We start from the raw sequence: 13,087 nt of genomic DNA on the forward strand, positions 1-13,087 counted from the left end.
GATGAAAGATTGGCTTTCAGACCAGTTATTAAATCGAACACCAACAATCATGGGGGAATCCGAATTTCGTCACTACGCAATCTTCGTTCCAATTATTAAGCGGAACAGAGAAGATCATTTACTATTCGAAGTACGGTCGGCATCCTTACGTCGGCAGCCTGGAGAAATTTGTTTTCCTGGTGGAAAGGTTGATAAAACAGATCAAAACTCAAAAGGAGCTGCCATAAGAGAAACAATCGAAGAATTAAATATAACGCCGGAAGTTATATCAACTATCTTTCCGCTAGACTATATCGTCAGTCCGAATCAAATGATACTACATCTATACGCAGGTTTTTTACATACACCATTTGAATCAATCAAACCAAATGATGACGAAGTAGCAGAAATTTTTTCCGTTCCATTAGCCTATTTTCTAACGAATGAGCCAAACTGTTACCATGTGAATTTAAAACCAGAACCAGAAGAATCCTTTCCCTTTCATCTCATTCCTCAAGGTAAAAACTACCCATGGCAAATAAGGGGCTTTGACGAATTATTTTATCTATATAAGGATAAAGTGATTTGGGGGCTAACCGCAAAAATTGTACATCACTTTATCAAAATCATTAACAATCAATAGATATTCATTTAGTAAGATGGAAGGTGGTTTTTGACGTGGAGTTCAAAGGAGCAAGTATTTATGATCAAAAAGACTTCTTCACAAATTTTATGAAAAGGAGAGGAAGAAAAGATAGTCCGAACAACGCAATTGAATAACCTATTATTTTCGAATTAATAGACGATGTCCAAAACAAAGCGATTTTAAACTTAGGATGTGGTGATGCTACATTTGGAAAAGAATTGCTTCAGAAAGGGGCAGCCGCTTATATCGGTGTTGACGGATCTACTCAAATGGTGTCAGTTGCGAGAAAAAACATCCAGAAAGATAAAGGTCAAATTATTCATGAGTCACTTGAATCCTACTCATTTCCACTCAATCAGTTTGATATCGTTACATCCCGAATGGTCGTTCACTACATATCTGATATTGACCAACTCTTTTTAGCAAGTATATAAAACGGTAAAAAGGGAAGGGAAATTTGTCTTTAGTATTCAACACCCTCTTACGACATCTTCATTTCTAAGTAAACAGTGTAATGATAAGCGAAGCAATTGGATTGTTGATGATTATTTTAAAGAAGGGGAAAGAAAAGAGCGTTGGATTGAAAAAATGGTAGTCAAATACCATCGGACGATTGAACATTACTTTCAGTCCTTAACAAATCGTAGATTTACCATTCTAGACTTACGAGAAGGAACACCTAAACATGAAAATTTTTCAAGCGAAGAAGAATATAAACGAAGACAACGAATTCCTCTTATCCTTCTTTTTTCCTACGAAAAAAATCTTTAAGCCACTTGGTCTTTAAAGCCATGTGGCTCATTATATATCTAAGAGGTGATAAAATGCAATTCATCTTCCTTGCTGTCATAGTGGGATCAATCGTCGTCATTCTCGATAAAATGTTACGTAAGAAAATGGAAGTACCCTCTAATCATTACACGCCTTTCAACGATCTTGAGCGTGGTGAAAAGACGGATTCTTCTACTAAAATGGAATTAAACGAAACAAAAAAAGACATTCCGTATGAAGAAGTTGATGATTAAAATTGGCTAGTTTTACGAAAAGAAAAACTAAATTTAAAGTCACAATTTTGTTTGTTCGTGAACACATTGGATTAACCCAAAAAATCACTCCTACAGCCGTAAGGAATACAATGACAATAGGCTAAAACTGAGGAGAGAGTCGTTATGAGTATAGATTATGTAGCTGTAGGAGATTCACTTACGGTGGGTGTAGGCGCTTCTTTCATGTCACCAGGTTTCGTTCATCGTTTTGCATGCAAAATGCAATCACATTACGAAGAACATGTATGTCCAGACATATATGCAAAATCGGGAATTACTTCAGAAGAAGTATTAAGTATTTTTCAACAGCCAACAGTAATGAACCGTGTTAAAGAAGCAGAAATCATTACGATTACTGCTGGAGGAAACGATTTGATAGATGCAACGAAAACATATGAAGAGCAACAAAATCAAATTGTTTTTATTCAAGCGTTAAAAAAATGCTGTCAAAATTACAAGCGTATTTTAGCGACAATCTACGATGCAAAAGGAAAGAGCAATCCGTTTTCCATCATGATCCTCGATTTATATAACCCATTTCCGCAAATTCCTCTTGCTGAAAAATGGATTCGTGCATTTAACCAGCATATTCATTCTTACAGTTCAAAACCATACGTCAAAATTATACCTGTGTATTCCCTATTTAGACATCATAAACAAGAATATTTGTCTATAGATCACGTTCACCCTAATGATTTAGGCTATCAAAAAATGGCCCAGTTGTTATTTGAAATCGAGAAAAAGAAGTAGTGATTTTTTTATATCCATGTCAGAAATACCTAATTTTAAAACCATTAAAAAAAACGTATACTAAACGGTTTCACGGAATAAACCGTTGCTTCTTGAAATCAAGTTACAAAATAAAATATGACATGTAAAAGCACCTCCCTTAAAAAGATTTTCGAGGTGTTTTTTCTCATTTTACAAAGGTGTGAAAAACATATGGTGAAGCTCCGAACTAAAAAATATAGACGCGTTTAGATTAAAACAGAACACAAACAAAGAAATAGAAATGAAAACCATCTTCTTTCTCAACAACAAAAAGGAAATAAATGTATCAAAATGGAAAACAATGTGATTTAATATTTATAATAGTTTTAGAAATTTCCCCGAAACAAATTAAATCGTCTGACGAACTAATGAAACGAAAAATTCTTCGCATATCAAAAAACTGAAAGAAAAGGAGTTTTGAAAATATGGAAATAGAACACCTTAATATTTTTGATGCTAAAGGGAATCACCTAGGCGTAGCATCGCGTAATGAAGTTCACCAAAAGGGGTACTGGCATGAAACGTTTCATTGTTGGATTATAAGCAGGGAAGAAGGAAGAGATTACATACATTTTCAGAAACGGTGTAAACATAAAAAGGATTATCCTAATCTATTAGATATTTCTGCAGCTGGTCATATTTTATTTAACGAGTGTGTTTCTGACGGTATAAGAGAGCTACAAGAAGAACTAGGATTAAAAGTATACTTTGAAGACCTAATTCCACTAGGAGTTATCAAGGATGAGATCATTCAAGATAATTTTGTAGATAGAGAGTTGGGTAATGTATTTTTATATATAAGTAATGAAAAATTAGAGGATAAATATATTTTTCAACCAGAAGAAGTCTCAGGAGTGTTGAAAATAGAATTCCATTCTTTTTGTAATCTTTGGAAAGGGAATATTCATGAAATTCAAGCGAGTGGAATTGAAGTTAATAGTTATGGAAAAAAAGAAAAAATAAACAAAACAATAAGAAAGCATCATTTTCTACCACATGAAGAAGGCTATGTAGTAAGGGTATTAGATTTAATTGATCTAGAATTAAAGAATATATAATGCTAAGAGAAAATGAACCTTAACAGTAAAATATTTTTTGGGGACAGCTAATATTAGTTAAAAAGACTTTAAAACTTTTCAAAACCTAGGTAACTGTTTTTTGTATTTCATTTAATAAAGGTTGGGGAAAGGCAAGATCCAGTGTACGAAATGTAGCTTAAAGCAATTGATTAAACACATCTTTCATTCTTCATCTTTATCGTCACCATTTCGATTGCTAATACCTTCTATAATAAAAGTTTTGAACAATATGAGGAAAACCTTCATTTTTCTTCAAAATTCCCTTTTCAAACACCTTTTATTGCGTGTAAGATATATTATACGCAATAAAATGGAATTTCTTGTGTAGCTAAATGTCTAAAAGGAGACATCAAAAATGGAACGAAATGAATGCATTGATATGTTTGAAATGTATATGGAGGATATGGGGTATTCCAGCAATACGCAAAGACATTACGTTCATGATCTAAAGATGTTTTTTGAGTATTTAATTTCGATTAAGGGGAATGACGTTCCAATCAGTCAAATTAAAAAGACAGATATTCATTTGTTTTTGCGTTCATTGCGAAACGAGAAATCGAATAGTGTTTCAAGTAGAAACCGACGATTAATGGCAATTCGTTTATTTTTTAAAGCAATGATGAAGTATGATCTGGCAACTAGGAATCCGGCAATGGAAGTAGACCCTGCTAAATCAAAAAAAGATTCTATTCCTACCTATTTAAATGAGGAAGAATTAAAAGTATTATTTAATTCCATACAACGCACAAGTTTATATACTCGCAATAAGCTTATTGTCATGTTAATGGCTTATAGTGGATTGCGTGTCATGGAAGTATCTGCGTTAAACATTGGTGACATTGATCGTAGTCAAAAAGGAATAATCGTAAGAGGAAAAGGGAATAAGACCCGATTTTTACCGTTAGCGAATCCGGTGTATGACCAAATAATAGAATATGAAGCGAATCATCGTCCAACACCTCAAAAAGGGCATGAACATGCGTTAATTTTAACGAGAAAAGGGGAGCGGATTGCCAATCGGACGATTCAACATGTCACAAAACAAGCTTTTCAAAAACTACAAACAGCAAATGGTTTTGAATACTTACAATCGAAGCCGCTATCAAGTCATAAGCTGCGTCATTCATTCGGCACGTATTTAGTCAAAAGAGGAATTGATTTACGTACGGTACAGCAGCTACTTGGCCACGAAAACATCAATACAACACAAATCTACACTCATGTATCCGATAAACAAAAAGAAGAAGCGATTGCTGTTTTTAATGAAATGATGTAACTTTTTTACCTGATAAGTACCAAAATTTGTGGTATCCTAATGGAGAGATACATTGAGAGGAGACTACATCATGCCAAGTGAAAAACTTGTACAAGGACTAATTGATCAAATGAATTTTGAATTCGAATCTGCAAATGTTTATTTAGCTATGGCCGCTTATTGCCAAGCGGAAAACTGGGATGGCTTTGCCAACTTCTTCTTAGTTCAAGCAGAAGAAGAACGTTTTCACGGAATGAAAATCTTTAATTATTTAAATGATATCGGGGAGCGTGCCATTATTTCTGGATATCGTTCTCCGAAAAATGACTTTCAGTCCATTTTAGATTGCTTTGAATCCGCTTTTCAACACGAAAAGGAAGTGACGAAACGCATTTACGCTCTTTCGGATTTAGCGTTAGACGAGCGTGATCACGGAACAATCCATTTCCTAAAATGGTACATCGATGAACAAATTGAAGAGGAAGCGCTTTTTGATAATATCATCGTCAAATTGAAGCGTATTAATAACGATACGAACGGCATGTTTTTATTAGATCGTGAATTTGCAGCTCGTACCTTTACACCAGAGGAGCAATAGACTCTATTCTGTCATGGGCCTTGCTTGCAATTAGTTGTGTAGGCTTTCATTTGTCGATTTTAGGAATAGCGAAGTCTGATAAAATTTCGAATAAATTAATGAAAGCTTTTCGCCAAATGATTATAGGTGTATTATTCTTTGTATTCTTTCTCACTATTCCGTTTCAAGTATGGAAAATAACTGGGTCTTCAAGTGATTGGAATGGGTTGTATATTATTGGCCTTTCGTTCATCGTAATAATTGTTTATACATACATTATGTACGGGAAAAGGAAGAAGAATGAAACTAAATGTAAAAAAGCACAGGTTCTTTAAGCCTGTGTTTTTTAATGGAAAGAATCTTACAACATGATTTACACCACATAACGCCATACTGTTAAAGAACGTCGATGTTGCATCAATTTAGGAGTGATGACGTTTGGATTTTTTCACACCCGACTTTTGGTCAGCACTAGTATCAATCATTATCATTGACTTAGTGTTAGCTGGCGATAATGCCATTGTCATAGGGCTGGCTGCTAGGAATTTACCGAAGGAACAACAAAAGAAAGCGGTCATTTGGGGGACATTTGGGGCGATTTTTATTCGTTCTGTCGCAACGTTAGCTGTTGTATGGTTACTCCAAATTCCAGGTTTATTGTTTATCGGTGGTTTGCTACTTATATGGATTGCCTTTAAGCTACTAAAAGGGGAAGAGTCCCATAATATTCAATCTGGAAACAGCTTCTGGAGTGCCATCAAAACCATTGTTATCGCAGATGCGTTAATGGGTATCGATAATGTATTAGCAGTTGCTGGCGCTGCACATGGAAGCTTTGCCTTAGTCATTATCGGGCTAATTGTTTCCATTCCTATCGTAATTTGGGGAAGTACGTTAATTCTAAAATGGATTGATCGTTTTCCAATTATCATTACAGTAGGGGCCGCAGTAATAGCCTATACTGCTGCGAAAATGATGCTCGATGAACCGTTTATTAAACCGTTTATTGCACAAAACGTTTGGATCAAATGGTTACTTCCAATTGTCGTTGTTGGTGGAGTGTTATTCATTAGCAGACTGTCGAAGAAAAAAGATCTGGTAAATACGAATTAACACTGAAGGAGAGCAAATACATGCTCTCCTTCGTTTAGGTTCTATCCATATTCTTTCCATAGAAAATTTCATCCATTTCCTTTTTCAAAATCTCTGTAATAGGATGATATTCTTGTTCCATAACTTTATCTTTTGTTTGTCCAAATAAATATTGATCTAAATCGAATTCACGAAGCTTACATTTCGTATGAAACATATGTTCTTGATACACGTTCACATCAATCATATCGTATTTAACCTTTATTTCGTCCGGGATGTAGTTTTGAATGGATGAAATGTCATGATCTATATAAAGCTTCTTCCCGTTAATATCACGTGTAAATCCACGCACTCGATAATCAATGACCATAATATCAGGTTCAAACGAATGAATTAAATAATGAAGGGCTTTTAATGGTGAAATTTCTCCACATGTCGAAACATCAATATCCGCTCGAAATGTGCTTATCCCTTCGTGTGGATGATACTCAGGATATGTATGAACAGTTATATGACTTTTATCTAATGCAAGAACAACCGATTCTGGTAATGGCCCTGGTGACTCTTCATACGTTTCAGTAGGTACTTCTACAACAGGACCTTCAGACACAAGCATCGTGACACTTGCACCTTGAGGGACATAATCTTGTTTCGCGATGTTTAAAACATGAGCTCCAATGATATCAGCTACATGCTTTAAAATGGTTGTTAATCGTTCTGCACTATAAAAATCATCGATATACGCAATGTATGCTTCTCGTTCTTCTTTCGTTTTCGTATAACAAATATCATACATGTTAAAGCTTAATGACTTTGTTAAATTATTAAATCCGTGTAATGTTACATGGGATTCTGTTTCCACGAAACCATCTCCTTCCAAATTCCATTAGTAATTAGGATAATGAGAACCACGTATTTTATACAGCGGGAGGATTAGAAAATAAAAAAGGTGCGAAAACGTTTAATTCGTTTTCACACCTATAAGGATTTAAGCTGCATCCGATTCTTTTGAATGTACTTTACGCATAAAGTCGTTTACATCTGCAGGGACTTTTCGATCCCATTTTGACACGAGGTATACAGATAAGAAGCCGATTGGAACTGTGATAATTCCTGGTACTTTTAACTGAAGAAAAGCAGGAAGTGTATCAGCAAAGAAAATCATGTACATGGATGAAAGAAGTCCCATGACTAAACCGGCAATGGCTCCTTTTTCCGTCATTCCGCGCCACCAAATTCCAAGAATAAAGATTGGCGTAAAGGTACTAGCTGCGACTGTAAATGCAAGAGCGACAAGATGTCCGATAGAAGCATCTTTAACCATTAAACCTAAAATTCCATAGAAAATACCTAATAGAACAATGGCTACTTTACCAGCTACAACACGTTCTTTTTCGCCTAAATTTTTCTTAAATAAGCTTGCGTACAAATCATGAGCTACAGCTCCAGAACTTGCGATAAATAAACCGGATAGATTCGAGAAGATAGCTGCGAATGCACCCGCAATGACTAAACCAAGCAACCATTCCCCGCCAAGTGCCTGTGCAGTAGATGGGATAACCATATTTGTTCCCCCAGCTACTAAGTCTTTCATAACAGCATCGCTCGCGTTTCCACTTAAAAAGATGGAGCGACCGACAACGCCTAAATATACAGCAAAGAAGAAGAATAAACTTGCGATTGAAATAGCCATAATAGCAGATTTACGTGCTGAACGACCGTCTGGATTTGTGTAGAATCGAAGAAGTATGTGAGGGAGACCAATCGTACCGAGTGATAATCCAATTGTCATGGATAAAGTTTGCCAAAAGTTAGGGAAGAAGTTTCCAGTACCCGTCCACGTCGAGCCGTCAAACGATACATCTTGTCCATCTGGTGCAAATTGGCCTGTACCGACAACAACCCCTTTGAATTCACTGATGGCTGCTAAAATTTTGTCATAATGCAAACCGCCATAAACAGCTGCAGCTACCATTAGGACGAATGCACCTAGACGAATCCAAAGCTCTAAAGCTTGGTTCAACGTCGTGCCTTTCATTCCACCAACGCCAACATAAAAAATCATGACTGAACAAGTGAAAATAATACCAAATTCATAACTTGTACCGAAAAACATCGTTAATATCTGAGCTGCTCCCAGTAATTGCGGTGCAGCGTAAAACCCTGAAATGGCTAATACGACAGCTACCGCTACAAGTCTTGCTCGTTTTGAATGGAAGCGGTACGCTAAAAAATCCGCTACGGTATATGCTCCAAAACGTCTAAGCGGTCCGGCAACGAAAATAGCCAAGAGAGTTAACCCGATGGAGAAACAAAACGCATAATATGCTCCATCATATCCTAAGGCAAAAGTAAGACCCGCTAATCCTAAAAACGTAGCTGCACTTAAATAATCACCTGCAATGGCAGAACCGTTTGTAAACCACCCAAAGCTTCGACCACCTACAAAGTAATCTGAAGAAGTTGTGTTTCGTTTTGTTAAATAGGTGATATAAACGATAGTTCCAAGTAGGATAAATGTTAAAAAATACTTTGGTTCAAATAATGTAGAAATCATAACGCTTTTCTCCTTTCTTCTTCAGGAGATTGAAGTTCTTTTGATCGCTTCTCATACAAGTAGGTATGAATCAACGCAATAATAAAAGCCATTGCCATAGCAACAATGCTTGTTAAAAACCAAGCATAGCTCATGCCGCCCCACATGTTCGAAAACATAAAATCTGTCGCAAACCAATTTAATACTGGAATTGCGAGAATAAAGGCATAGTAGAAAATTGTTAACTTAAACCCCGTCTTAAACTCTTGCTTCATCAAGCGGTCAGTTTGTGAGTCAAGTGGCTCTAATTCTGACACATCGATTGAACCGGCTGGAACATAATCATATTCTTTGTATTCTCCCGCCAAAAGAATTCCCCCTTTGCTTAACTGTTGCAGCTTGTTTTGTTGTAGATGCTGCTTGTTTTGATTGTACAAAAACTAGAAGGGAAACACCTTACAATAAATTATCAGAAATGTATAAATATTTAATATTTTCTCAAAAACAGAGATTTTTAGTAAAATAAATATAGAAAGGGTTTGGAGAAAAAAAGGGGGAAACATCAGGTGATGAACATCTATCTATCCATTGAAAAATCGGAGGATAAAAATTTCATAATCAACTGGTTATCGAATTGTATGAACGAAAAAATGTATACGTTTACAAATATCTCCAGCGAGGCGAATCTCGCAATTATTGAAATAAGACAACTGTTCGACTGGTTAAAAATTTCTCGATTAGGAAAGAAAAATAAAAATTGTAAAGTTATCGTTATCTTAGATCCATCATTATTAAAAACATCACCTCTTGCATTAGATTTAGGTGTCCAAGATATTCTCGTGAAACCGTTGCGGAAAAGTCATTTCGTTCGAAAGCTGAAAAAAGTTATGGAACGAATGGAGTCCATACAAGTTGATACTCCGAATTATCATGAGATGTATGAGGAGATGGAAACAAGTACATCCATAGTAAAACATCATATTCCGTTTGAAGAAGCGTTTTTACGACGATTGTTAAGAGGAGAAGTTGCATCAGAACATGAAATCATTGAAACCAAAAAATATTTACCTAAATTAACTATCCCTAACGTCGTCATTTTCATACAAGGGTTTGTGAAAAATCTCGAAAAACGAGAAAAAGAAGGGTGGCATCCATCTGTATTGATTCGCCATCATTTAGAAAGTCGCTTTTCAGAAATCGGGCATGACGTATCTTTTTTAACGTATCGTAAACACCTCGTTTTATTAGCACATGTTCCTTCAATTTATATGCGATTTAAAGATTGGTTGGAAGGGGAGAAAATACTCTTAGATTGTATCGAATCCTTAATTTCTGATTACAGTATTTACTTATTTATCGGAGTCGGAACGATCTACCGAGAACCTATTCAGCTTCACCATTCCTATCGGGAAGGAAGAAAGGCGAGGAGAACTCCACCTTTTGAGCGCCTATCGCTGCGATATTATGACGACATTACCAAAAATGACACCATTTCTAAATGCACATCCTATATTATGAATCATTTTCATGAAGAGGATTTAACAGTATCCCGCGTTGCCAAAAGCGCTTCTATTAGTGTTCCGTATTTTTGTCGACTATTTAAACAAGAAACCGGTCGAAGTTTTGTGGAATACGTAACGTTCGTTCGCTTACAACATGCAGTATGGCAGCTCAGACATACGAACAAAACCATTGAACAAATCTCGGATGAACTAGGGTTTAATACGCCAAATTACTTTAGTTCTACATTCAAAAAATATGCCGGTTTTTCACCAAGCGAATATCGGGCTACTGAGGAGATTTTGTTTATTTAAACGTCCCTCGGGAATAATACATATTAATTTTACATTTGCTTAAGAGGAGTTTTATGAAGCTTGGATACGCTTGCGTCAACATGACCATTCCGTCTAAATTTAAAACGTGTCGTTTAAAAACAGTAGAAAAGGAAGGCCTTTCGATTATTCGTAAACTGGCAATTGAAAATCTTAATGAAACGATTAAGATTCTTAAATGGAATATTCATCACCACATAGACTTTTACCGTTTAAGCAGCGATATTATTCCATTTGCCACTCATCCTATTAACCAATGGAAATGGTGGGAGGATGACGAAGTTTTACGTCTAACTTTAACTATCAGAAAACTAAAAGAACAAAGTAGCTCAAGGCTATCGATGCATCCTGGACAATATTCTATCTTAAATACACCGAATGATAAGGTCTATCATAATTCACTTCTTGATTTTCATTATCATGCAATGCTGATGGAATTAACGGGAGCAACCGATATGATTACTCACGTTGGTGGAGCATATGGAGATAAAGAAGCTGCGAAAAAACGATTCATTAAGAGGTATCATGATCTACCAAACGAAATAAAAGAAAAACTAAAGCTAGAAAACGACGATAAAATTTTTACAATTCATGATGTTCTTGACATCCACTTAGAGACAAATATCCCCATTTGCTTTGACTATCATCACCATCGTTGTCACCATACGAACTTTGAATTAAACGATGAAATCACTACAATCGTTCAAAGCTGGGGAGAATCTCAAGTCCCAAAAATTCATTTAAGCTCTGGTAAAACATCTCCAACCGATCGAGCACATCATGATTTTATTTTACTTAAAGATTATTTTGATGCCGTTTCCTTATTTAAAGGGTATAACATCGACATAATGTTTGAAGCAAAGATGAAAGAAAAGAGCGTATTACGCATAAAAAGGGCTCTTAGTCGAAAAGTTAAGAGAAAGAATACCTTCATCAAGGGAGAATAACCATGCATGCAACAGCCTACCGCGTCGCTTCAAAAATAGCTTTCATCTATATTTTTATCGGTGTCTTATGGATTATTTTTTCCGATCAAGTCTCCTATTTTTTAAGTAACAATGGGATGGGGGACTTTCTAACTTTCCAACGGTATAAAGGGTGGTTTTTTGTCCTTATTACTGGAATCGTATTATTTGTACTCATTAATAAACGAACAAAACAAATTATTCAATCAACGAATGAATTGAAAGAAAAAGAGCTTGAATTACAAGCAAATACGTTACGATATCAATCGTTATTTCAACAAAATCCAGATGCAGTGTTTGAATTAAGTAAGGAAGGAATGCTATTAGCGATTAATTCTGCCGGTCAACAAATGTTTCAACAAACCACCTCAAAACTTATTGGGACATCCTTTTTACAATTTGTTCAAAATCATGATTCAATTTATGTAGAAAAAAGAATGAATGATGTATTAAAAGGAGATTCTGCGACTTTTGAAATAACTTTTGATGGTCCAATCATTGTCCGGATGACCTTACTTCCGATTGTCATTAAGGGGGACGTAACAGGTCTATACGGCATTGCAAAAGATATAACCGAGCATAAACGTAATGAAGAGCTCATGATTAAAAATGAAAAAATGTATGTCATTGGTCAGCTTGCTGCTTCTGTTGCTCATGAAATTCGTAACCCATTAACATCGATTAAAGGGTTCATCCAGTTAATGAAAGAAGGGTCTAATGACCAACAGTCGCATTTGCAGCTTATCCTTTCTGAAATCGAAAGAATTGAAGGCATTACGAGCGAAATGCTTTACTTAGGTAAAAATGAGTCCATACAATTTGAAACTATTGAAATGACCGAATTAATTCACCAGGTGACCTATTTGATTCACCCGGAAGCAAAAATGTATGATACAGACATTCAAATCCACACATATGAAAAGCCCGTCCACATATTAGGGGATCCTAATCTACTTAAACAAGTATTCATTAATCTTTTGAAAAATAGTATTGAAGCCATCAAAATGAAACAAGATGACTCACGTGGAAACATTGACATTGATCTCTATACCAAGTTAAATAAACTTTTTATTTCAATAAAAGATAACGGAATTGGTATGGATGAAGATCGGATCAAAAGACTGGGAGAACCTTTTTATTCAACAAAAGAAAAAGGAACTGGCCTTGGTTTAGCTGTAAGCATGAAAATAATGAAAAGACATCATAGTACCATTACCTTTCATAGTAAGAAAAATAAAGGGACAACAGTTATACTTACTTTTCCAATGAAGTCATAAGTATCCCATGCTTATGACTTCATTGATGTATG

Annotated in this window: 13 protein-coding genes and 1 pseudogene; 11 read left to right on the top strand and 3 right to left on the bottom strand. The window is 35.5% G+C overall.

From position 1 onward, the window contains the following. Window position 1 precedes the first annotated feature (1 nt). From ML543_RS13035 to ML543_RS13070, 8 genes and pseudogenes are all read left to right on the top strand, one after another. Entirely contained in the window at window positions 2–622 is a 621-nt protein-coding gene (locus ML543_RS13035) for an NUDIX hydrolase (protein ID WP_243387885.1), read from the top strand. Between the two features lie 89 nt (window positions 623–711). Continuing rightward, window positions 712–1,396 (top strand): annotated as a pseudogene (locus ML543_RS13040) (class I SAM-dependent methyltransferase). 53 nt (window positions 1,397–1,449) lie between these two features. Then, window positions 1,450–1,650 (top strand): hypothetical protein, encoded by a 201-nt coding sequence (locus tag ML543_RS13045; RefSeq protein WP_243387886.1) that lies wholly within the window; start codon window positions 1,450–1,452, stop codon window positions 1,648–1,650. A gap of 144 nt (window positions 1,651–1,794) precedes the next feature. Continuing rightward, window positions 1,795–2,421 carry a GDSL-type esterase/lipase family protein gene (locus ML543_RS13050; RefSeq protein WP_243387887.1) on the top strand — a complete coding sequence of 209 codons (627 nt, stop codon included), beginning with the start codon at window positions 1,795–1,797 and terminating at the stop codon, window positions 2,419–2,421. Window positions 2,422–2,867: 446 nt separating this feature from the next. Further along, on the top strand, window positions 2,868–3,500 hold the full coding sequence (locus ML543_RS13055; RefSeq protein WP_243387888.1) for an NUDIX hydrolase: 633 nt from the start codon (window positions 2,868–2,870) through the stop codon (window positions 3,498–3,500). A gap of 376 nt (window positions 3,501–3,876) precedes the next feature. Then, complete coding sequence (locus tag ML543_RS13060; protein ID WP_243387889.1) at window positions 3,877–4,797, top strand: tyrosine-type recombinase/integrase; 921 nt, start codon at window positions 3,877–3,879, stop codon at window positions 4,795–4,797. Between the two features lie 70 nt (window positions 4,798–4,867). Then, on the top strand, window positions 4,868–5,374 hold the full coding sequence (locus ML543_RS13065) for a ferritin (RefSeq protein ID WP_243387890.1): 507 nt from the start codon (window positions 4,868–4,870) through the stop codon (window positions 5,372–5,374). Window positions 5,375–5,791: 417 nt separating this feature from the next. Beyond that, the gene (locus ML543_RS13070) at window positions 5,792–6,466 is read left to right on the top strand and encodes a TerC family protein (RefSeq protein ID WP_243387891.1); all 675 of its coding nucleotides are present in this window, start codon (window positions 5,792–5,794) and stop codon (window positions 6,464–6,466) included. Window positions 6,467–6,500: 34 nt separating this feature from the next. Here ML543_RS13070 and speD read toward each other — a convergent pair whose 3' ends face one another. The 3 genes from speD to ML543_RS13085 form a co-directional block, all read right to left on the bottom strand. Continuing rightward, on the bottom strand, window positions 6,501–7,307 hold the full coding sequence (speD, locus tag ML543_RS13075) for an adenosylmethionine decarboxylase (protein ID WP_243387892.1): 807 nt from the start codon (window positions 7,305–7,307) through the stop codon (window positions 6,501–6,503). A 126-nt stretch (window positions 7,308–7,433) separates the two neighbouring features. Beyond that, entirely contained in the window at window positions 7,434–9,002 is a 1,569-nt protein-coding gene (locus tag ML543_RS13080) for a sodium/solute symporter (RefSeq protein WP_243387893.1), read from the bottom strand. Beyond that, on the bottom strand, window positions 8,999–9,349 hold the full coding sequence (locus ML543_RS13085) for a DUF485 domain-containing protein (protein ID WP_243387894.1): 351 nt from the start codon (window positions 9,347–9,349) through the stop codon (window positions 8,999–9,001). The genes ML543_RS13080 and ML543_RS13085 overlap by 4 nt, the downstream gene beginning before the upstream one ends. Before the next feature lie 201 nt (window positions 9,350–9,550). Between ML543_RS13085 and ML543_RS13090 the strand changes: the two genes are divergently transcribed. The 3 genes from ML543_RS13090 to ML543_RS13100 are packed head-to-tail and all read left to right on the top strand — an operon-like array spanning window position 9,551 to window position 13,055. After that, the gene (locus ML543_RS13090) at window positions 9,551–10,795 is read left to right on the top strand and encodes a helix-turn-helix domain-containing protein (protein WP_243387976.1); all 1,245 of its coding nucleotides are present in this window, start codon (window positions 9,551–9,553) and stop codon (window positions 10,793–10,795) included. Between the two features lie 53 nt (window positions 10,796–10,848). After that, a complete protein-coding gene (gene uvsE, locus ML543_RS13095) occupies window positions 10,849–11,760 on the top strand; it encodes a UV DNA damage repair endonuclease UvsE (RefSeq protein ID WP_243387895.1) in 912 nt (303 codons plus the stop codon). A gap of 2 nt (window positions 11,761–11,762) precedes the next feature. After that, on the top strand, window positions 11,763–13,055 hold the full coding sequence (locus tag ML543_RS13100; RefSeq protein ID WP_243387896.1) for an ATP-binding protein: 1,293 nt from the start codon (window positions 11,763–11,765) through the stop codon (window positions 13,053–13,055). The last annotated feature ends 32 nt before the right edge of the window (window positions 13,056–13,087 follow it).

The organism is Bacillus kexueae (assembly GCF_022809095.1).
Lineage (GTDB): Bacteria > Bacillota > Bacilli > Bacillales > Aeribacillaceae > Bacillus_BZ > Bacillus_BZ kexueae.

Bases quoted from the DNA above. Each gene is read 5' to 3' on its own strand.
- ML543_RS13065 (WP_243387890.1), top strand. From the start codon at position 4,868: ATGCCAAGTGAAAAACTTGTACAAGGACTAATTGATCAAATGAATTTT.
- ML543_RS13080 (WP_243387893.1), bottom strand. From the start codon at position 9,002: ATGATTTCTACATTATTTGAACCAAAGTATTTTTTAACATTTATCCTA.
- uvsE (WP_243387895.1), top strand. From the start codon at position 10,849: ATGAAGCTTGGATACGCTTGCGTCAACATGACCATTCCGTCTAAATTT.
- ML543_RS13050 (WP_243387887.1), top strand. From the start codon at position 1,795: ATGAGTATAGATTATGTAGCTGTAGGAGATTCACTTACGGTGGGTGTA.
- ML543_RS13100 (WP_243387896.1), top strand. From the start codon at position 11,763: ATGCATGCAACAGCCTACCGCGTCGCTTCAAAAATAGCTTTCATCTAT.
- ML543_RS13055 (WP_243387888.1), top strand. From the start codon at position 2,868: ATGGAAATAGAACACCTTAATATTTTTGATGCTAAAGGGAATCACCTA.
- ML543_RS13060 (WP_243387889.1), top strand. From the start codon at position 3,877: ATGGAACGAAATGAATGCATTGATATGTTTGAAATGTATATGGAGGAT.
- ML543_RS13045 (WP_243387886.1), top strand. From the start codon at position 1,450: ATGCAATTCATCTTCCTTGCTGTCATAGTGGGATCAATCGTCGTCATT.
- ML543_RS13090 (WP_243387976.1), top strand. From the start codon at position 9,551: ATGAACATCTATCTATCCATTGAAAAATCGGAGGATAAAAATTTCATA.
- ML543_RS13035 (WP_243387885.1), top strand. From the start codon at position 2: ATGAAAGATTGGCTTTCAGACCAGTTATTAAATCGAACACCAACAATC.